Raw genomic sequence first — 22,467 nt, 5'->3', positions numbered from 1 at the left:
ATACAAGTTAATAATCACATCAACTATATTTATCCAAAATATTCAAAAAAAACATCACGAAAGGAAAAATGTCTTTTAACCCCTCTCTCAAAATTTTTTTCCCGCGCGCTTTTTGAGCCTTCACCGTATTCACGCTTAGTCCTAACTCTTCCGCCACGGTTTCATTGTCCTTTCCCTGAAAATAGGAAAGATCGAACACTTTACGACACTCGGACGGCAGCTTCTCCACCGCTTCGGCCAACTCTTTATGAACCTCGGTAAGAATCAGGTTATCTTCAAAATTCTCAGAAGACTCCTCCCGGGTAATAAACTCTATATACTTTTCCCTGGAAACCTTATTCCTCAAAGCATTTAAACAAGCATTCCGCACAGATAGATACAGGAAGTTTTTCAAATGAAGTTCTGTCTGAAAAGTAACTTTCTTCTCCAATAAACTGATAAAAACATCCTGCACTATGTCCTCCGTAATACTGTCATCCTGGATATACTGAGATGCAAAATAACATAAGGGACTATAATATTCTTTAAATACAGTCTCTACATTATATGCATATCCGTTTACCTTTTTCAAATTCCTATCAGTCATCTCGTACACGTCTTTCATACACAACAAAAATGGTGATAAAGTAACCAATTTCTCACGTGAAAACGATATGAACAAAATAGAAAAATTAAGAAAAAATACTAATAAAAACAATACAAAAATAGCTCAATAAATACAAAAAGAGAACCCCAAATAAGCTAAAAAGGTCCTCTTCTTCCCATTTATAGAAAATGACTGTACATTTACGACTTAAAATAATTTCCTTTTTGTTCATTAAAAGGAAATTCACAAATTATAAAAACCATATCTGTCCTACTCTCTTCAATCTATTACCTCATCTCTCTCCATTTACCGGAATCATAAACCCGGTATAATTTCCCCTTTTTCATCATAACGCCGCGTCCCCGTTGGGCTTCCCGATTTTTTACATTATTCACGTTTACCGCAATCACCCGTTTCCCGTAAAACCGGGATATATCCTTAAAGATAGTATGCCCTACCCATACCTTGTCTACTTCCAATTTCTGCATAACGGATTTAACCTCTTTTAAAGTCATCGGATCGTATTTTTTCTTGTTCAGCACCATCCCCCGGTACCATAAAGGTCCTTTCCCCGAAAATAGAAAGGCGGACAGTTCGGATACGGCCTTACGTTCCGGCTTAGATAAAAACAAAGAAGTACTTACGGTTCGATTTACCACTCCCAAATCTTCCTTCAAAGTGGCAAACTCTCGACTAAAACCGGCATGCACAAAAATGTTTCTCCCGATAAGAGCGACCGTATTTTTGGTTTGAAGCCAGCGGCCTAACTCACTATTTCCATGCCAAAGATTCTGATAAGAAAGCCCCAGACGCTTGGCCAGATTCAAATATTTTTTCCGGGTATAACGTAAGTCTCCCCGCAATACCATCTCTTCGTGATTCCCTAACAATAAGGTAACGGCTCCCCCCGCCTCCCGGGCCTCTTGTTCCAATTTATAAATCAACCAGAAGATCGGGAGCACGTCTTTTCCCCGATCGAAAACATCTCCGATAATAACCAAACGATTTCGACCGAAAATCCAACTATATGTCTTGTCTATAACTTTTCCGGCCTGCAATATGGAAACAAAACAATCCAAATTCCCGTGAGGATCGGAAATTACAAAAACCTGATCCGAAACCCGGGGAATTCTATACTCCTCCCGTTCAAATTCATGTAACCGGACGGAAAAACGGTGTTCTCCATCCTCCGAACGTACCTGAAAAGAGAAGCGATCATCCGGAAAAAACAAACTATCCGTCAATTTTCCGGCCTCATCCACTTTCAACAACCTCAACCACCCCTCTTTCTCGTGTAGAATATAAGGCCCATCTACCGAAAGGGCCGTATCTTTCGTTTGTATTTCTTGTGCAAATACCCGATCTGCAGGGAGCCACATTATGAAATACAGCAATCCCCATATTATCCTGTTCATTTTCATACCTTTCATTAAAATCTAAAAAAACATTTTCAAAACACCATGTATAATCCGACCGTATAGGTCGTGGCCGAAGGATAAACCTCCGGTCTTCTATAACCGGTTAAGGTGATTTCCGGATCGAATCCTTTCAATTCGGTCCACACAAAAAGATTTTCTGCTTGCAAAAACAAATGCGCATGCTCTATTTTAAATTTTTGGGTCCAACTTTCAGGCAGGTTATATTGAACCTTCATACTCTTCAACTTTAAATAATCCCCGTCATACAAATACCGGGTCGAATTATAACGATCCCAACCATTATTTATACGGATCGGATTTTTCCCGGCCGGATTATCCGGTGTCCAACGATCCAATTGATCCCGCTCTATATTCCGATAGTTCCGGGCACCATCATTCTTCGTACTATAAAAACCGGTATAATCCAAGACCTTATATCCGCAGGCATAAGTAAACAAACATCTCCATTCCCAATTCTTATACCGCAACACACTTGTCAATCCTCCGCTAACCTTAGGCAAAGCACTACCTCTCACGTCCCGCGAACCTTTTGAATATTTTGTTGTCAGCTCCTTTTTCCCATTTTTTTCCACATGAACCCATTGCTGTTCGCCCGTCTGCCGGTTCACCCCGACCCATTCCCTTAAATACCAGGAATATATACTCTCCCCGTTCCGCTGTATCTGTAATCCGAGGTAGTCTCCTTTCAATCCGAAAAATCGATTCTTCAGGGTTGCCAGATTAAAATCAATACCCCAACTCCAGAATCTCTTTTTCAGGAGATCCAACTCCACGTCCAACTCAATCCCGGCATTGCACAATCCTGCTTCCGTATTCTCCAAGCGGCTGGAATAACCAGTTACGTAGGAGAGAGGAACATCCTGCAACAAATTTGCCGTCACCCGGTAATAATATTCCAGATTCAGATGCATCCGGTTCAAAAGAACGGCTTCTACCCCCAGATTCAATATCCGGTTATTTTCCCAAGTCAAACGTTTATTGGCAATTGTTTCGGCGTTCAATCCCGGTTTACCGTTATATTCATAACCAAAAGAATAAAGGGAACGCCAACCATAAAGCTTCTGAGGCAAACAGCCGTTACTTCCGTAGCTGACCTTCAATTTCAATTCTTGTATCTTATCCTGCCGTTGCATAAATCGCTCCTGGGAAATCCTCCAGGCCGCCGAAACAGAACCAAAAAATCCGAAACGATAGTCGGGATGAAAACAAGAAGAACGATCCCCACGCAAAGAAACCGACAAATAATATTTCTGCCTGTACGTATAATTCGAATTAAACAACCAGGAAAACATGGCATAACCTTCTCCGCCGCCTCCTACTCTCGACACCTTGGCGGAAGCCGATAAATAAGGAAAGTCATCCGAGAGGAAACGTATTCCTCTGGCCGATATATACTCCTCCTTTACATCTTCCAGTTCAAATCCGGTATAAGAACTCCACTCGTGCCCCTTCCCCAGAACGGGACAATAGTAAAGTATTCCCGTACCCACGATTTTCCGGCGACGGGCATCCCGTTCGTAAAGAGCCCCTCCATCTTTTTGTCCATCTCCGAAATCCTTATCGTAATATTGACGACGACGGGCCATTAAAGCCGACAAAGAAACGGTTCCCCGAAAAGAAAGAGATCGAGACAACAAACAACGTATCCATCCCGAAGCATAAACGACTGTTTGCGGACGGGCATAAATGTTATATTTATTAACGGCTAACGGATTCATATTGCTATTCTGTCCGTACGGAAATTCCAGATTCAAAGATCCATCCTCTAAATAAACCGGAACGACCGGAGCCAAAGAAAGAGCCGTATACTGAGGCATGGCATACCCCATAGCATCTTGTCGCGGCCCTCTCTGATCGGAATGAGAAAGCATAGTCTTTATTCCCCAATGAAACGATTTTCCCGCGGGTTCCGAAGCAAAATTCACCCGTAAAGAATAACGTTTCAACTGACTTCCCCGAATAACTCCCTGTTGATTCAGATACTCCAGCGAAATATAGTAGTTTCCGGCAGGATCTCCTCCATCCATGGAGAAATTAATTTTTTGAAACGGAGCCAAGCGAGTCACTTTCTCATACCAATTGACATCCGGTAACTTTCTTCGATCCACCCCAAACAAATCCTCGTAATACCCCCCGTCTCCTCTTTTTATCTTAAAGACCTCATTAAACCTTTGTTGTGCGATATGATACCAATCATAATAGTTCTTCCCCTCGATCAGATAGTTTTCTTTATCCGCATACAACCGTTTCACCTCTTCAAAAAAATTATTTTTAGAGATCTGTTGGTATACTAAACAGTGCATTTCACCCTCCACCCATAAATCGGTAAACTCGTCTGCATTCACCAGATCGGGCTTTGCTCCGGAGAACAACGAAGACAACCCCAACTGGGCATCCAGGGTATAACGGGTCTTCCCGTTTCCGCTTCCCTGTTTTGTCGTAATAACGATAACACCGTTTGCTCCCCGGGAACCGTAAAGGGAAGCGGAAGCTGCATCTTTCAATACCGTAATATTAACAATATCCTGCGGGTTAATCGTGTTCAAAGGATTGATCGGATATTCATCGTCACCGGAGAGATTCATCAAATCCCAAACCATCCCGTCCACGACATACAGGGGATCCTTGGAAGCATGCATGGAACCTACCCCGCGGATTAAAACGGAATAAGCCACCCCGGGTTGTCCCGATCCGCCGACCAACGTACCGGAAGAGAGTCCCCGGATAACATCTTGCAACGAACTGACGGAACGCCCTCCTATATTTTCCGATCCGATAACCGTAGCCGATCCCGTGTAGCCGGTCCGTGCATACTGACCATACCCGGTAATGATCACTTCCCTCAAATGTTTACAATCCGGCCGCAACACCACGTCAACGGTCGCTCCTGCAGTAATCTCCACTTCACAACTTTCCATCCCGATAAAAGAATAAACCAATATCGATCGTCCCTCTTTCGGTACTCGCAAAGCGTAGCAACCGTTTATATCCGTGGCGACTCCGATAGAACTTCCTTTCAACCGTACGGTAACTCCCGGCAACACGACTCCCTCTTCGTCCCGTACGCATCCCCGTATCGTTCTCATTTTCATCTTTACAGGCTGCTTGTCGCATTGTCGAAGTACAAAAACCTCGTGACGGACATCATAACACAACCCGGTACCCTCGAGGTATTTATCCAGAATCGCCCGAACCCCCTTGTTTCTCTCTTTTACCCGGGACAGTCGTACCGATTCCACATCGGACGTACTATAAATAAAAATCAAATCGGTTTTACGCTGCAACTCCCAGATCAAATCCCGTAACATGACATCCTTCAGATTCAAATTAACCCGTTGCTCCTGAGCCTGAAGAGTTTCCCCCATGCTCAGAGACACCCAAAGCAATAGATATTTAATAAATCTTTTCATAAATGCTTCTGTTCGTCCTCGATCTTACGATTTTATTCTGGTTATCGATTACTGTAATTCTCCGGCATAAACCCGGTAGTATCCCTGACGCAAATAAGATTGTCCGAAACCCGTTTTCGGACAATCTCTCTACAAACAAGCAAATCTATTCACCCAAACTTACTGATAAGGCGCATAGCCCGGGTTCTGTTCTCCCCGGATATTGGGATTCGCATCCATCTCATTCTCCGGTATCGGATATACTACCTGAGGCAAAGTATAATCAATATTTTCGTTTGCAGCCGTCACACATCCTTTCCTTTCCCGTTTAAAAGGAATCGCCCGACGGAAACAATCCCAATAGGTATGTCCCAATAAAACCAATTCTTTGCGACGCTCCAATAATATGGCATCGATCAATTCCTGTTTTGTCAACAATCCTCCTTCAAACGTTTCGTCCGTCCGAGCTTCATGCACCTCATTCATATAATCCAAAGCCGTCTTTAATCCGTTGGGACGGCTACTCTCCGCGTAAGCTTCGGCCAGATTCAGATAGACCTCAGCCAAACAAACCACAGGAATATTATGTTGATAATGGGTAGGATCACCTATATATCTCCGACACCCCTTGCCTTTTCTATTGTCACAAATCAAATAACTCCGCACGTCCTTTGCATCCTTTTTTACGATATTCATCCACAACGAATTGATACTATAAGCAGCATATCCCTGCTTGGCCGAAACTTTTCCGTCCTTCGGATCTTCCGGATTATCAATTGTCGGATAGCGTATAATATAATTCAAGGCTGCCGTACTCAAATTATCCGTTGCCGTATAAGCCAACTCCCATATATTCTCCTTACAGAAAGGTTTATAATAATTCGTTTTGTACTCGCTATAATCCATCATCTTACTTTTTCCCCCTAAAGCCAACTCCCCTTCCGTGATCGCCTCTTCCCATTTCCCCAAATAAAGGTATACCCGGGAAAGCAAAGCACAAACGGCATAATAAGAGATCTCTCCCTGTTTTACCGGCATTCCCTTCAAACAAGTCTTCGCCTGATTCAACTCATGGAGAATTTTCTCATAACAAGTGGCTGCATCCGAACGACCGATAGGTGTAGTAATCACACTATTCAACTCCTCGATCGTCAAAACTACAGGTACTCCCTTCTTATATTTATCTTCGTACTTAGCCCCTCCCGGACAAGAGAAGATCGGAGGATAAGCAAACATCCGCATCAAATCGAAATAGGTCAATCCGCGTAAAGCATGAGCCTCTCCTTTTATCCGTTTTTTCTCTTCCTCATTACCGGGAACATTATCGATACGTCCGATGATATTGGTCGTAGCCTTTACCACGCCATAAAGCTGTTCCCACGTATCGATCGCAAATCCGCCGGAAGAAGAGGACTCCTGGTAACCATTCTCCCGTTCGAAACGGTTTCCCGTCCCGCTGTTTACGTAAAAGTCAGGGCCTTTTGCCGCCTCATAAGCATACACTTGGCGTCCATAATAATTTTCATGAGATATCGCATCATACACTCCATACAAAGCCCCCTGTACATGCTCCAATTTCTCGAATACAATATCTTCATCCATATTATCGTAAGGTGTCCGGTCCAGAAAGTGATCACAACCGGATAACATGACCACCAATATTCCTAATAGATATATCTTTTTCATAACTGTATCATTTTAGAAGTTAATCTGTAAACCTGCCGTAAACGTCATAGCCGAAGGATAATCGTCCGGATTACGATAACCGTTTAAGGTCATTTCGGGATCATATCCTTTCAATTTGGAAAGGGCAAACAGGTTCTCCGCCTGTACAAAAACTTTGGCGCTTCTCAATGTCAATTTATCCATCCAGGGTTTTGGAAAATCGTATTGCAATTTAATATTCTTCAATTTCAAATAATCTCCCTTATACAAGTACCGGGTAGAGGTCCAGCGACTCCATTTCTTGGAATTGATCCGTAGCGGATTTTTCCCGGTAGGATTATCAGGAGTCCAACGATCCAGCTGATCTTTTTCAATCGCCCGAATATCCCGGGCCCCGTCATTTTTCGTGGCCGTACGACCGGTATAATCCAACACCTTATGCCCCATAGCATAGGTAAACAGGAAACTCAACTCCAACCCCCGATACGAAACGGTACTGGAGAACCCTCCGTTTACCTTCGGAAGTGCCGTCCCCCGGATATCCCGGTCTGCTTCATCATAATCCTTGGTGATTACTTTATTCCCCTGATCGTCCTTTTTATACCACTGCTGTTCCCCTGTCTGCGGGTCTATACCGGCCCACTCCCTCAAGTACCAGGAGTAATAACTCTCTCCGTTACGTTTGATCTGAGTACCGATATCATCGTTGGTCAAACCGAAAAATTCATTTCTCAACGTGGCTATGTTGATATTAAAATCCCAATTGATCTGACGCTCCTGAACAATCGACGCATGTAATTCGATTTCCCATCCCCGATTTTTCAGTCCGGCAGAAGAGTTCACCAAACGTTCTTTATGTCCCGTTACGTAAGAGATCGGCAGATCTTGTAATAAATTTTCCGTCCTTCGGTTATAATACTCCACGCTCAAATCGATCCGATTGAAAAAGCCCATCTCCAAACCGATATTAAAGATTTTATTCTCTTCCCATGACAAGTCCTTAGAAGCAATTGCCGTCGGTTTTAAACCCAAATGTCCATTGTAATTATAGCCGAAAGAGTAACGGGAACGCCAGCTATAATAAGAACTCGGCAAGGTTCCGTTTATACCGTAACTGGCTTTGACTTTCAGGTTATTCAACCAATCTAAACCTTGCATAAAAGACTCTTCCTTTATACGCCAAGCTCCTGATACGGACCAAAAATTACCCACCCGGTAATCTTTATGGAAGCGGGAAGAACGGTCACTTCGGAAAGAAGCAGAAAAGAAATATTTATTATCATAACTGTAATCTCCTTTCAACAGCCAGGAAAGCATGGAGTAACGATCTCCGTCCCCAGCGACCTCATCGGGTACGGCAGCCGCACTTAGATAAGGAAAATCGTCTGAAAGAAACTTCGTCGCTTCTGCCCTGATATACTCAGATTTCATATCTTCCCACTCGATTCCTCCATAGATTAATACCTCATGTACTTCGTTAAAGGTTTTTTCAAGATAGGCTAAATTAGTATTGGAGATCTTCCGTCGACGGGCATCCCGTTCGTATAAATAACCATCACTCTTTGCTCCGTCACCGAAATCCTTATCATAATACTGACGACGACGAGCGTGCAGATAATCAAGACCAAAAGTACTCTTTATCTTTAACCACTTCGTAAGATTAAACTGTAAAAAACCGGATGTCAATACTTTTGTCTGCGGACGATCGTAGCTATTGTATTTTGCTACAGCCAGGGGGTTCATATTCGAATTGACATTTTTGGGAAAATTGAAATTAAAAGATCCGTCCTCTAAATAGACCGGAACAATCGGAGCAAGAGATAAAGCCGTATAATGCAACATGGCGTACCCCAATGCATCCCGGCGGGGCCCCGATTGGGCGGAGTAAGTTAATTGAGTATTCAGCCCCCAATTAAAGAAATTGTCCGGATCATCGGAAGTCAAATTCATACGTAGAGAGTAACGTTTTAATTCGCTCGATTTCAAAACTCCCTGTTGATTGAAATACTCCAACGAAGCATAAAATTTTCCGACACGCGAACCACCCCGGGCCGAAACATTGATCTTCTGGAAAGGAGCCGTACGGGTCACCTCGTCATACCAATTCACATCAGGCATCCTGTCGGCATCCGCCCCGAACAGATCGGTATAGTACTCGTCACTATCCGCTCCTTTTTTGATTTTAAAGACGTCACAAAACTCGGTTTTGGCATCCGCATACCATTCGTTGTAATTTTTCCCGTCAAACTTATATCCCTCCTTGTCTTTATACAAATCCTTAATGATCGCAAAGAAATCATCTTCCTTGGAACAGGCAGCATATACCATCCGGTGCATCTCCCCTTCCAGCCAAAGCTCCGTAAACTCTTTTCCGTTTACCAACTCCGGTTTGGAGGCTTCAAATATTTTGGAAAAACCGAATTGCATATCAACCGTATATTGCGGTCTTTTCCCTATCTGGCCTTGTTTCGTGGTAATTACAATTACCCCGTTGGCTCCGCGCGAACCGTATAAAGAAGCCGATGCCGCATCTTTCAAAACCGTCATACTGGCAATGTCCGAAGGATTTAAGGTATTCAACGGATTGGTGGGGAACTCTGCGCTACCCGACATGTTGGCGGCATCCCAAACAATCCCGTCCACGACATAAAGCGGAGCATTGGAAGCATTCATAGAACTGATTCCTCTTAAACGGATAGTTCCGGAAACTCCCGGTTGTCCGGTCGAGGTTACTAACGTCCCCGGCGAATTTCCCCGCAATACATCCTGAAAAGAGGCCACCGGCCGCTCTTCGATCTTTCTTGCTGTCATTACGGTAGCCGAACCCGTGTACGCTTCCCGGCGGACGGTCGCATAACCGGTCACCACTACATCTTTTATTCTTGCCACATCTTCTTGCAATAAAATTTTCAACGTTGTTTCCGGTTTAGTGATTTTGATCTCTTTGGTCTTCATGCCGATAAAAGAGACCACGATAATCATCTCCTTAGATTTCGGAATTTTAAGTTCAAATTTACCGTCGGCAGCCGTAGCCGTACCGATTTGCGTTCCTTTTAAACGAACGGAAACTCCCGGCATCGGTTCTTTCGTCACACTATCGATGACCATCCCCTTTATCACCCAGAGTTCCGGCGCATGCTCGTTTGTCGTGTTAGCGGAGGGAAGGTTTCCCGCCGATAGGTCTGACAGACTCCAAATAACCACATAAAAGGCTAATCTCATCAGAAAAAAAACCTTTTTTAATTCTTTCCGTGTGAAAGAAATTCTTTTTTTTTCCATAACTTTGTGTGTTAAGTTTAACATAAGTTCTTGTTTTACAAGAACTGGAGCTACGCGATGTTCCCGCATCACGTAGTTTTTTATTTAGTCTTAGTATTCGCTTTTTCCAATACGACGGTGTTCCCCTCTACCTTCACCGTCACTTTACAGGTTTCCTCGAGCAACTCCAATACCGGAGTAATATCCCGGTAACGATTAAAACAACAACCGAACCGGATATCTTTTAAAACTTCTTCCCGGAATTCGACCTTCATATCATACCACCTGGCCAACTGCTCCATGATCTCTTCCAACCGCCAATCTTTAAAACGAAACAATCCCTCTTTCCAGGCAATAAAATCAGCTACATCTACCTCTTCCACTTTTGCTTCTCCGGACAATTTATTAAAGCTGACCTGCTCCGAAGGCTTCAGAAGGAATGATTTTCCCCGAACCTTCGCCGTAAAACGGACGCTCCCGCGTATTAATGTTGTTTTTACCTCTTCATCCTCCGGGTAAGCAGAAACATTAAATTTCGTACCCAATACTTCCGTTGACGTTTCTCCGGTCGTCACTATAAAAAGACGATTATCCTTTTCTACCTCAAAATAAGCCTCCCCGGTTAATTCAACTTCCCGTCTCTCTCGCGTGAATCGAACCGGGAAACGCAAGGAACTCATGGCATTAAGATGTACTCGGCTACCGTCACTCAACACTAAAAAATATTCTCCCCCAAGAGGGGTTTTTATCGTATTATATATAACCTTTTCTCCGCTCGTTTCTCTTTCATCCTTCCCCCGGTAATCCAACACGGAAGAGTCTTTACAAATCACCGTCCCATCGGATTCCTGAAAAGTAAAAGAGGAACGGGTTTCCAATGTAACATGCTGCCCGTCGGCTAAAACCAAGACAGCTTTAGCTTCACCCGGACGAATAAGCCGGGCTTGTCCGACCTTTTCATTCGGTCCTTCAGACAAACGAAAAACAAAATAGGATGCTACAAATAAAACAATCAATAAAGCCGCATAGGTCGTCACTCTCCTTACCGTTACAAACCGCCGATTGTCTATTCGTTTCTCCAGATCTTCCCAACGTTGTAATTTCCGGTAACGTTCGGCATGCTCGTTTCTACGGGCCAAATTTTCGGGAGAAGATAATCTTTCGAATAATCGCCGATGGGCAATATCCTCCTCTTTCCATGCTTCCAATAAAGCATGTTCCTCCTCGTTCATCGTTCCGGCTAACGATTTTGCGATGAAAGAAGCAATATCAAATTCCCGATGTAACATTTTTTCAGTTTTTCTCTATAACAACTGAAAGTCAAAAATGGGGTAGTTAAAAATAATTTTTTTTGCAGTTTTTTTATTGTACGCTGTGCATCAACAAGATAAACAAATAAAAATAATGCTTTAATTCTTCTCGCAAACGTCTATAAGCCGTCTTTTTTAAAGAGTGTACCGTACCGTCCGATATTCCCAATTCTTCGGCAATCTCTTTATTCGCCTTGCCTTCCATGGCCAACATAATCACCCGCCGGCACTGCGCCGGTAATTTTTGAATCGCTTGCATCAGCAACCGATAACTTTCCTCTTCTATTACCTCTTCCCCCCAAAGTCGGAAACCCTCTCCCGCCCAATCCCGATAAGCCTCCTCCACACGTTTATGCTTTATTTCATTGAGGGCCAAATTTCGGACAGATACGTATAAAAAAGATTTCACCTGATGTAAGTAATTAAAATTCTTTCGATTCTGCCATAATTTAACGAAACTTTCCTGTACAATATCGGCAGCCATTTCAGGTTCTTCCACGTATCTCTCCGCAAAAAGACACAAGGTCACGAAAAAATCGTTGAACAGACTTTTAAACACGGCCTTATCTTCTATATTTATCTTATATACAGACGAATACATGAAATTTTCCCTTATCTTTAATAAAACAACATCCTGACAACCAATGTAACATCAGACTCTTAAAAAGAACGATTATAAAGATACAAAACTAAACAAAATTTCTCATTATGCAATATTTACATGCGATGTTTATATGATTAACAATCAAAATATTACATTATTGAATAATAAACCACAGTCTACTTATACTGCCATCTCAAAAAAAGTTCGTTTTTTGAGATTCTAAACCGCCTTGTTTATTCTACATATCTATCACATTTTCAGAAAGTTACATCGCAAACGTATGCATAATTATATGTTGTATAAGATGTTTTTTAATCTAAACAATTGTACTATTTTTGCCCGCGTATCTTAACAACAGGAGTATAATAATTATATCTTAATCAAACGAAAGATGATTTATTCACAAGAGGTGCAACACATGTGTGTTGTAAAAAAAGGACCGGATCATGGTCCGGCTCCCATTCCGGAAGAAGGAAAATGGGTACGTTCAAAAGAGATCAAAGACATTTCCGGTCTAACACACGGAATCGGTTGGTGTGCTCCGCAGCAAGGAGCTTGTAAACTGACTCTGAACATAAAGGAAGGAATTATCGAAGAAGCATTGGTAGAGACTATCGGTTGTTCCGGTATGACCCACTCTGCCGCCATGGCTTCGGAGATTCTTCCGGGAAAAACTTTGTTGGAAGCCTTAAACACGGATTTAGTTTGTGATGCAATCAATACGGCCATGCGGGAACTTTTCCTGCAAATCGTCTACGGACGCAGTCAAAGCGCTTTCTCCGAAGGAGGTCTTCCCATCGGAGCCAGCTTGGAAGATTTAGGGAAAGGACTTCGCAGCCAGGTAGGAACCATGTTCGGTACGCGAGCCAAAGGAACCCGTTATTTAGAAATGGCTGAAGGATACGTTACCCGCATGGGATTAGACGAAGAAGGTGAGGTCATCGGCTACGAGTTCATCCATCTCGGAAAATTCACCGATATGTTGAAGAAAGGTATCGAACCCAAAGAGGCACTCGAAAAAGCAAAAGGATCATACGGTCGTTTCGCCGAAGCCGCTAAATACATCGATCCGAGACACGAATAAAAACGATTAATCGATTATGAGATTAAGTAATTGCAAATTACAACAAATCACAGAATCAGGTAATCACAAAATCACAGAATAATAAAAATCAACATGGCTTTATTTGAAAGTTACGACCGCCGGATTAATCAGATTAACGCGGTTTTAAACCATTATAACATAAAAAACATCGAAGAAGCGAAAGCGATATGCGACGCGAGAGGAATCGATCCTTACAAAATGTGTAAAGAAATTCAACCTATTGCTTTCGAAAATGCAGCGTGGGCCTACGTGGTAGGAGCGGCCATTGCCATTAAGAAAGGTTGCACAAAGGCGGCAGAAGCGGCAGAAGCCATCGGAGAAGGCTTGCAGGCATTCTGTATCCCCGGTTCCGTCGCCGCCGACAGAAAAGTAGGATTAGGACACGGAAATCTGGCAGCCATGCTGCTTCGGGAAGAGACAAAATGTTTTGCTTTCTTGGCCGGACACGAATCTTTTGCTGCCGCAGAAGGAGCCATCGGGATCGCAAAATCGGCCAATAAGGTACGCAAGCAACCGTTGAAAGTCATCCTCAATGGCTTGGGAAAAGACGCCGCTATGATCATCTCCCGTATCAATGGATTCACCTATGTTCAAACGGAATTCGATTACTATTCCGGAGCATTGAAAATCGTGAAAGAAAAAGCCTATTCCAAAGGGGAACGAGCCCAGGTAAGATGTTACGGGGCAGACGACGTCCGAGAAGGAGTAGCCATTATGCGTCACGAGGGAGTGGACGTTTCCATTACAGGCAACTCAACCAATCCGACACGATTCCAACACCCGGTAGCCGGAACCTACAAAAAAGAGTGTATGGAAACCGGGAAAAAATATTTTTCAGTAGCCTCCGGAGGCGGTACCGGACGTACCCTCCATCCCGATAATATGGCAGCAGGCCCTGCCAGTTACGGTTTTACCGATACGCTTGGCCGTATGCACGGAGATGCCCAATTTGCGGGATCCTCGTCCGTACCCGCTCACGTGGAGATGATGGGATTCCTCGGCATGGGCAACAACCCCATGGTCGGTGCAACAGTCGCCGTCGCTGTCGCTATCGAAGAAACAAAATAATTTACAATTAAACTATTCAGCCTGCCACAGCAGGTATTTTGTGGCAGGCTGAATCTCAAGTAAAAAACCGGTTTACTTCTTTTTACCGGTCTCTACCCGGAAAACCTTTTTACCTTCTTTGGTTGCCGACATGTTTATGGATTCGATTCGATCGTAAGAGAGTTGTATTTCTTCTTCCTTATTTGTTAACCCTTTCATAATTTTGACTCATTTATCTCAAATACAACTAAAAGTTTTAGTTTGCGAACTAATTTATTTAGTAAAAAAACTAAAAAAGATTATTTAACGATAAGATAGACTTTTATATTTTATAATAAAAAAAAGATCGTGATTGGTCGAATCATGATCTTTCCTATAAAAGCGAACGCACGTTTTAAATCCTACTTCATTTGCTTTGAGGGACCGTTATTTTCCGCTCCTTGCGTTCCATTCTTAATTCTAATAAAAAAGCGGCCAATAATCCTATACCACCGAACAAAAGGACAGAGGCACTATAAATGACAGTTTCTATTTTCATGTTTAAAAAACTGTCATTACCCGGAGCATACAAGTCAAAACCTAAGGAACAGATCAAAAAAGCAATAAAGATACCCAACCCCAAACCGATCAACAAGCAGCCTCCTTTTAGGGCACTAAACGAGAAACTGGAAAAACCCGGCAATTGAAGTTTTTTGCCTGACCATTCAGCTTCACCAAGCACTTCAACCTTATCAAGCACCAATAAGCGTTCGCGTCTTTTGGCATACAACTCGAACAATTTATAGATCAACAGAAAGAACGAAAGGGCGTAAATAGTGAACGGCGAGTGTCGGAACGGCCACCCGACGGATTGTTTGAGCGTAGCGAGACCCGGAGGGTAGTGGACGAAAATCGACTACACGATCGGTGAGAACGTCCCCACCCCGAGGGGTTGTCCCCCGTCGCGATTGTAGATTGACGATTTAAAATTGTAGATTAATCAGTAATCAATTTAAAATTTAAAATCTACAATCTACAATTTACAATTAGACGGATTAGGAGATTGGGAGTAGACTTACGATTTTAGGACTTCATCTCTATGAACTTTGGCTCTATGGACTTTCCCGAATATTTCCATTCTTTTCCGTCATTTTTAATATCTTTGCCGAGTCTGATTACTTAATAGCAAGAGACGATCTGTTGTAAAACAAAGAGCATGGCAGGAATAAAAAGCTTAGCAAAAGATACGGCTATCTACGGGATGAGCAGTATTATCGGAAGATTTCTGAACTGGTGTCTGGTACCGCTTTACACGTACAAATTAGCAACCGGAGAATTCGGAGACGTAACCAATCTTTACGCGTGGATGGCCTTGTTACTGGTCATTTTAATCTACGGCCTGGAAACCGGTTTTTTCCGTTTTGCCAACGATTCGGCGGAAGGGGATCCCCAAACAGTATACTCCACCTGTCTTTTCTCTTTGGCCACGACCTCCCTTGTATTTATGGGACTCGTTTTTTTGTTTCAAGCACCTATCAGCCGGCTTATCAAGTTACCGGAACATCCGGAGTATATTCTGATTACGGCAGCCATTATCGCTATGGATGCTTTTTGTGCACTTCCCTTTGCCTATTTACGTTATTTGAAACGCCCGATACGATTTGCCGCACTGAAACTTCTATTTATCGCTTTAAATATTGCTCTTAACTTGTTTTTCCTCGTCGCGTGTCCCTGGATATGGAAACACGCTCCGGAATGGATCGATTGGTTCTACAATCCGACTTACGGCGTAGGATATATATTGATATCCAATTTATTAGGCACATTCATCGTTCTTTTAGCCCTTGCTCCCGAGATTGTACGTATTCCCTGGCGGTTTCGCCCGGATCTACTAAAACGCATTTTACGTTACTCTTTCCCACTGCTTATTTTGGGAGTAGCCGGTATCATGAACCAAACCCTCGATAAAATCCTCTACCCTATGTTGATTGCCGATCCTGCTGCAGCCAAAAGCGGCTTAGGAATATACGGAGCTAATTACAAAATAGCCATCGTCATGGTAATGTTCACGCAAGCTTTCCGGTACGCTTACGAACCGTTTATTTTCGCCCAGAACAAAGGAGAAGACAAACGGGTAGCTTACGCCGAAGCCATGAAATATTTTATTATTTTCGGGCTTTTCATATTCTTGGGAGTGATGTTCTATCTCGAAATACTCCGATATTTTATCGATCCGGACTATTTCTCCGGTTTACAGGTTGTTCCTATCGTGATGATCGCAGAACTCTTTTTCGGCATATTCTTCAACCTCTCTCTCTGGTATAAATTAACGGATAAAACTCAATGGGGAGCTTATTTTTCTCTTTTCGGTTTAGCCATAACCCTGACCATCAATATCGCTTTCGTTCCCCGTTACGGTTATATAGCCTGTGCCTGGGCCGCTTTCACCTGCTATTTTGCCATGATGGTGGCTTCCTGGTTTATCGGACAACACTATTACCCGATCCGGTACGATTTAAAAGGAATCGGAAAATATTTCCTGTTAGCCTTAGCCTTGTACGCCTTAGCTTTATGGATTCCCATAGAGAATCAAATCCCGCGTCTCGGTTTCCGGACGATCCTTCTCGCCCTATACCTGTTATACGTGATAAAGAAGGATTTGCCGCTCAAACAAATCCCCTACCTCAACCGATGGGCCAAAAAATAAGATTCAGCGGCCCAAAAGGTTTTGAACGAATTGATGCCATAAAGAGGGCTCTACCAATAGCGGAAAGATAAAACCATAAACAGCCCCGTAAAAGTGAGCATTGTGATTTATATTATCACTATCCCGCTTCGCCATATACTGGCAATAAAAAAGATAAAGGAAACCGAATAAAATTCCGGGAATGGGCAGGATCGCAAAGAAATAGATCTTATCCCAAGGGTTTAGAAAAATCGCCGCGAAAAGAACAGCGGAAACCGCTCCCGACGCTCCGATAGAAGAATAATACGGATTTTTATTATACTTGAACAAATCATAGACAGAAGCTGCTATCATTCCCCCGAAATAAAGCAACAAATAGTTTACCGAACCGAAACCGTTTACCTCAAACCATTGTTCCAAATAAGAACCGAAAGAGTAAAAAGTAAACATGTTCACGAACAGGTGTACCCAATCGGCATGTACAAAACCGTGCGTGATCAGACGGTACCACTCTTTAGCTCTTATCACCCGATAGGCAGAAAAAGCCAGTTTATCAAACAGTTGGTGATTATTAAAACAAGCCATCGAAACCACCACCGTGGCAATAATGATCAATAATGTCAACATAATTCTCTTCGTTTAGGTTACGAATGTACAACATTTTACGTTTTCTTCCATTCTTCCGGCTAAAAAAACAGGGAGAACAAAATTTCTCCCTGCCGTAAAGAATGATAATGATACAAAATCTTAACCGAATTTACCTTTCGGTCTATTTACGCTCTTCTATATCAATATACATATCGCCTGAAAAATCGTTTAACAGATATTTGGCAAAATATCCCCGCATCTTATGTTCCAACAATCGGTTCTCTCTCCCATCTATTGCATGTCCGCTTCGAGGGAGAATCAGCATGTCAAAGTTTTTTCCGGCATCTATTAATGATTGTACCATCCGCATCGCGTGAGCCGGATGAACATTATCATCCTGCATTCCGTGAACGAGCAAAAGATGTCCCCGGCAATTCTCAACCAATTGCATATTGGTACGAATTTCCCGAACCTTAAAGTTCGTCCTTTTATCATAGGGTTTATTATCTCGGACTACGCTATCGACGATCTCTTGCACTCCATTGTTTAACTCCACCCAATCAAGAGCATAAATCCGGTTATCATGATTTCCCGATACGGAAACGGCTACCGAATAAAAATCCGGATAGGTCAGTAAAGCAGCCGTAGACATAGCACCTCCCCCGGAATGTCCGTAGATTCCAACCCGAGTAGTATCGATAAACGGATATTGCTTCGCTAAATTTATAATCGCAGCCCGATCATCCGCCAACGGGTAATCTCTCATGTTCCCATAACCAAAACGCTGATACTCTTTTCCCCGGATTGGCGTTCCACCCCGATGGCCGACCTGAATAACCACAAAACCCAACTGAGCCAATTTGGTGGCGTAACTTGAGCTTAAACCAAACGATACCGGTACATATTCTCCCTGCGGTCCGGGATATACTTCCGAGATGATCGGATACTTCCGGTTCGGGTCAAAGTTCATCGGCCGCCACATTACCCCGTAAAGATTTGTAATCGAATCGGCCGCCTTCACCTTAAAACGAATCGGCATATCCCATCCTTTTTCAAGGTAAGGATCAATATCGTGTTTAACCAATTCCAACACAATCCTACCTTTAGCATCCCGAAGAACGCTACGGGGAACCGTGTCGACCCGGGAGAAATTATCAATTATATATTTTCCGACCGGAGATAGCTCTATCTTATGTGTGGCATTCTCCGGAGTAAGGATCTGAAATCCGCCTTTATCAATATTTGTCTTACATAAAACTTTATAATAGGGATCTCTGTCCGGAACAACACCATAAGCATAAAAATAAAGATCCCGTGTCTTTGAATCGATTTCCTGAATATGTCCCGTCACATACTCTCCGGAAGTCAGTGCTCGTTTCAATTGTCCCGTCTCCCCGTCATACAAATAAAAATGCCCGAATCCCGTACGCTCCGATCGATAAACGATCTCTTTACCGTCATTCAAGAAAAAAACCTGAGCCAAAACATAATCGAAAAAAGGTTTATCCACCTCATGAATCAATACCCGTACGCTATCCGTATCCATATCATACACGCATAACTCCTTCTCGTCCCACGTGCGTTTGATACGTTGGAAATAGATCTTTTTTCCATTTTGAGAAGCGTATAAAAACTCGACATATTGATCTTTCCATTTGGAAACATCCAATTCCCGAATAGCGGGAATCGTCACATCAACTAGCTTCAAACCATATTGACAGGCCAAGCTGTCTCCGGCGACGGCATAGCGATAGGTTCGCAAACTCGGGCGTTTCCAATGAAGGTAATCCGTAAGATACATCTCTCCCAAGCAGCGTCGATCTTCAGATTGAATTACAAAATGAGTCGAATTCGGCAACCAACAACCGTTAGGCCTTACCTCCCGTTCTTCCATTCCTTTAAAATACTGACCGTAAGAGTTGAATCTCGAACCATCATCCGAAAGTCGGACAAGCGTAGAATCACCGCTTTTTTCCGGATTATGCGCTAAAAACAGATTATGATCCCTTACAAACAAAATGTATAAGCTATCCGGAGAATACTCCCAGGCAGAAGGCTGGCCGTAATATTCCCACTCTTCCGCTTCCGATTTCATCACTCCGGTTTTCAAATGATAGGAAAATTTTTCATCACCGAGATAGAATGAGATCTTTTTCAACGAACGATCAAAAGTTATCCCGTCCAGCCCCAGATTATCGGGATTTACCTTGTTCCCCGTCAATCGATTTACCTTCGTTGCTATATCCCGGTTATCAAACAACAGCTCTTGTTTTCCTCGTTGCGGATAGACAATATAGTATTTCATACTACCGCCATCTTTGTATCGAAACCAAAAATTATCCGTGCCGTTAATAAAATAAGGAACAATAGAAAATCCACCCCCGAATCCCTTAAACTCTTTTTCAAACCGAAAAACCTGTTCGTAGTCTGCTTGCGCAACAGCCGAAGCCATCACCGCCATACAAGCTAACAAAATAAATACCTTCCTCATCTTACCTTCCGTTAAAATAATAGTTTCCGACACCCAATTTCCAAATAACATCGCGTATCTTTCCGAAGCTCCGAGTCGAACCGTAAACTTTATTGCTGAACTTATACAAGCTACTCATATCCTTACCGTCGTACTGCAATTCGTATATATCAAAGAATCCATCTTCAAATGCGACTCCGATATGATGTTCGAAACTCTTTGCCCCATAACCGAACATGGACTGAGTGGCCATAGAAACGATCTCCTTATCGAACGTCCGGACAATACCGAATTCATATTTATGGAAGGTCTCGTCGACTTCAAAATAATAGATATTCTGTTTATCGCAAACATATACCATATTGCAATTCCGAAAAGTACCGAGTTTTACAAAATCGGTAATTCCGTGTTCCCGCGTCAAATTAATCTTCTGCGAGCTGTATATTTTCACGTGCTTCGCGGAAGAAGGCGCTCCTCCGACAAACAGATGTAACATATATTCCCCTTCCGGGTTTTTAGAAACAACTGCACTCCCGGAAACTCCCTCTTCCTTTACCCTAAAATAATCCGATTCCATAACCTCATCCGTTAAATCCGTAAAATGTGCGGCAAACTCCTCTTCTTCATAAACCAACTCCATCTCCGTAAGATTCCGTCTATTACTGTAATAATCGGAATAGATCCCCAAGTACCTCTTTTTTCCGGCAGCATCTTCTTCTATGGCATAAATCGTTCCGGACTCCACGTAATCGCTAAATATAATATTCGATATTTTTCGTTTTCCACCTAAATAAACCACATCTTTGGAAAAATATCCCAAATGATAACCCGTGGCGGGATTACACCTTCGAGTATACAATAAACCGTCTTTATCTAATAAAAAACTATCGAAACAGGTATGAAGCAAATCCACGGGATGGAAAGCAACAGGTAATAACCCGTTACTAAACTCCTCTTCTATAAATGTCTCTTTTTTCAACGACTCTCCATTCAACTCCATAAATTGATTTCTTTCGGGTAGGGCCGTTTTAACAGTAACTTCCCCGAATACCCGATTATAATCGTCGAAAGCGTAATGTTCCCTTAATTGTAAAGGTTTTCCATTTATAGGTTCCCCGTACAAATCACTGTAACAATTGATATAATCCGCTATATACACAACCGTATCGTTTGTCCCGGTCTGAGAATTACTCGGAATCCTACCCGCCTTCACAAATCCCAAATCACTATTTTCTCCATTTTCCGTCAATAACAAAAATCCCATTTCATAGAGGGGTTTCACCTCGATCGAAAACTCCTTGTAAAATTTCGCTCCGGTTTTCTCATCCTCCACGGTCAGCAATCCTCGTAAAGAACCTAACTCTTTTGCCACGTGCGTATAGACAGAATCATGTGAAACGACCTTACTCTCTATTTGCCATTCGTATTTTACGCCCGCCGGATTTTTCTCGTCAAAGGTGAGTTCCGGTTTAAAAGTACGCGATTCGTTGACGACCATAGTAACACTATTAGGCAACTTTATCCCTATGGTATAAATTTTACCGTAATCATAATTCCCTTTATCCTCAAAACAGCTCATGCAATTCAAAAGGCAAGCAAGGATAAATATGTATTTTATCGTATTCATAATGTTTATGTTTTAAATGACTAACCTATAACCGGTACTGATATAAATCCACCGTTCTCTTCATCCGGGATAGGCTCCCGATCAGCTAACCAATGCTTAAATCTCAAGGCGGCGATACGTCTCTCGCCGTCGCTCATTTCACTCATATCCGTTATTCCAGTTGCTTCCATGAAAAGCTCAAATTTTCTTTTGGAATAGGTCCCCAAGTAAAACCGTTCGACGACCCTTTCATCCCACCAGGAAGGTCTTATAGCAATATCCGTAACAGAGAGAATCGAATGACTCCAAACGCCTCCTGTAGATAAAAAGATCTCTGATTCTTCCAACTTCAACTTTAAAAATAATTTTTCCGTTCGCAATAACGGATGATTTTTTAATTTTATACTGAACGTATCCGATACAACCCCTCGCCTGAAAACAAATCGCTCCGGTAGTACAAACATATCACTCGCGAGCGTCGATGCTGTATCCACCTTCACGATAAATTCTCTATCTTCCTCAAGAAGGTCACCGGTCAAATTAACAACAACAGGATATTCATACTCTTCGTCTAAGGTAAAGAAAAAGGAAAAATAGAGCGTATCCTTTTCATTCGACTCGAAAGAAAGATACCGGGGAGAATTATAAAGCTCTATTTTCCGCTGTTCGCAAGCCCAAAGCATAAGGGGAAAAATCAACATTCCCATTAATTTATATTTCGTTTTCATCATCCAA

General features: G+C 42.6%; 16 protein-coding genes. 3 read left to right on the top strand and 13 right to left on the bottom strand.

Features of this window, described 5'->3' with window-relative positions; genetic code table 11:
- Nucleotides 1-19 precede the first annotated feature (19 nt).
- From BN3283_RS00765 to BN3283_RS00735, 7 genes are all read right to left on the bottom strand, one after another.
- Nucleotides 20-604: an RNA polymerase sigma-70 factor gene (locus tag BN3283_RS00765; RefSeq protein WP_059025330.1), complete on the bottom strand. Its 585-nt coding sequence runs from the start codon at nucleotides 602-604 to the stop codon at nucleotides 20-22.
- 269 nt (nucleotides 605-873) lie between these two features.
- Nucleotides 874-2,001 carry a metallophosphoesterase gene (locus BN3283_RS00760; protein ID WP_070807432.1) on the bottom strand — a complete coding sequence of 376 codons (1,128 nt, stop codon included), beginning with the start codon at nucleotides 1,999-2,001 and terminating at the stop codon, nucleotides 874-876.
- Between the two features lie 35 nt (nucleotides 2,002-2,036).
- Nucleotides 2,037-5,435 (bottom strand): SusC/RagA family TonB-linked outer membrane protein, encoded by a 3,399-nt coding sequence (locus BN3283_RS00755; RefSeq protein WP_082667034.1) that lies wholly within the window; start codon nucleotides 5,433-5,435, stop codon nucleotides 2,037-2,039.
- A gap of 159 nt (nucleotides 5,436-5,594) precedes the next feature.
- Nucleotides 5,595-7,100 carry a RagB/SusD family nutrient uptake outer membrane protein gene (locus BN3283_RS00750; RefSeq protein WP_059025327.1) on the bottom strand — a complete coding sequence of 502 codons (1,506 nt, stop codon included), beginning with the start codon at nucleotides 7,098-7,100 and terminating at the stop codon, nucleotides 5,595-5,597.
- Nucleotides 7,101-7,112: 12 nt separating this feature from the next.
- Nucleotides 7,113-10,301, bottom strand: a complete 3,189-nt coding sequence (locus tag BN3283_RS00745; protein ID WP_286137422.1) for a SusC/RagA family TonB-linked outer membrane protein — start codon at nucleotides 10,299-10,301, stop codon at nucleotides 7,113-7,115.
- 137 nt (nucleotides 10,302-10,438) lie between these two features.
- A complete protein-coding gene (locus BN3283_RS00740) occupies nucleotides 10,439-11,626 on the bottom strand; it encodes a FecR family protein (RefSeq protein WP_059025325.1) in 1,188 nt (395 codons plus the stop codon).
- A gap of 73 nt (nucleotides 11,627-11,699) precedes the next feature.
- Complete coding sequence (locus BN3283_RS00735; protein WP_059025324.1) at nucleotides 11,700-12,248, bottom strand: RNA polymerase sigma-70 factor; 549 nt, start codon at nucleotides 12,246-12,248, stop codon at nucleotides 11,700-11,702.
- Nucleotides 12,249-12,642: 394 nt separating this feature from the next.
- Here BN3283_RS00735 and BN3283_RS00730 point away from each other — a divergent pair, with 394 nt between their 5' ends.
- Together BN3283_RS00730 and BN3283_RS00725 are read left to right on the top strand one after the other, a co-directional pair.
- On the top strand, nucleotides 12,643-13,335 hold the full coding sequence (locus BN3283_RS00730; protein WP_041501924.1) for an iron-sulfur cluster assembly scaffold protein: 693 nt from the start codon (nucleotides 12,643-12,645) through the stop codon (nucleotides 13,333-13,335).
- A gap of 93 nt (nucleotides 13,336-13,428) precedes the next feature.
- The gene (locus BN3283_RS00725; RefSeq protein ID WP_059025323.1) at nucleotides 13,429-14,424 is read left to right on the top strand and encodes a GGGtGRT protein; all 996 of its coding nucleotides are present in this window, start codon (nucleotides 13,429-13,431) and stop codon (nucleotides 14,422-14,424) included.
- 72 nt (nucleotides 14,425-14,496) lie between these two features.
- Here BN3283_RS00725 and BN3283_RS14580 read toward each other — a convergent pair whose 3' ends face one another.
- Nucleotides 14,497-14,622, bottom strand: a complete 126-nt coding sequence (locus BN3283_RS14580; protein ID WP_262509671.1) for a hypothetical protein — start codon at nucleotides 14,620-14,622, stop codon at nucleotides 14,497-14,499.
- A gap of 187 nt (nucleotides 14,623-14,809) precedes the next feature.
- On the bottom strand, nucleotides 14,810-15,217 hold the full coding sequence (locus BN3283_RS00720; protein ID WP_070807429.1) for a DUF6249 domain-containing protein: 408 nt from the start codon (nucleotides 15,215-15,217) through the stop codon (nucleotides 14,810-14,812).
- Between the two features lie 381 nt (nucleotides 15,218-15,598).
- On the opposite strand from BN3283_RS00720, the gene BN3283_RS00715 reads away from it, so the two are divergent.
- Complete coding sequence (locus BN3283_RS00715) at nucleotides 15,599-17,089, top strand: lipopolysaccharide biosynthesis protein (protein ID WP_059025321.1); 1,491 nt, start codon at nucleotides 15,599-15,601, stop codon at nucleotides 17,087-17,089.
- Between the two features lie 3 nt (nucleotides 17,090-17,092).
- On the opposite strand, the gene BN3283_RS00710 is transcribed toward BN3283_RS00715, so the two are convergent.
- From BN3283_RS00710 to BN3283_RS00695, 4 genes are all read right to left on the bottom strand, one after another.
- A complete protein-coding gene (locus BN3283_RS00710) occupies nucleotides 17,093-17,695 on the bottom strand; it encodes a rhomboid family intramembrane serine protease (protein WP_059025320.1) in 603 nt (200 codons plus the stop codon).
- Between the two features lie 142 nt (nucleotides 17,696-17,837).
- Nucleotides 17,838-20,147 (bottom strand): S9 family peptidase, encoded by a 2,310-nt coding sequence (locus BN3283_RS00705; protein ID WP_070807431.1) that lies wholly within the window; start codon nucleotides 20,145-20,147, stop codon nucleotides 17,838-17,840.
- 1 nt (nucleotide 20,148) lies between these two features.
- Nucleotides 20,149-21,753, bottom strand: a complete 1,605-nt coding sequence (locus BN3283_RS00700) for a PKD-like family lipoprotein (protein ID WP_059025318.1) — start codon at nucleotides 21,751-21,753, stop codon at nucleotides 20,149-20,151.
- 20 nt (nucleotides 21,754-21,773) lie between these two features.
- Nucleotides 21,774-22,463: a DUF4843 domain-containing protein gene (locus BN3283_RS00695; protein ID WP_082027463.1), complete on the bottom strand. Its 690-nt coding sequence runs from the start codon at nucleotides 22,461-22,463 to the stop codon at nucleotides 21,774-21,776.
- Nucleotides 22,464-22,467: the final 4 nt, after the last annotated feature.

Source organism: Gabonibacter massiliensis, assembly GCA_001487125.1.
Taxonomy (GTDB): Bacteria; Bacteroidota; Bacteroidia; order Bacteroidales; family Marinifilaceae; genus Gabonibacter; species Gabonibacter massiliensis.
This window is presented reverse-complemented; position numbering and strand designations above follow the sequence as displayed.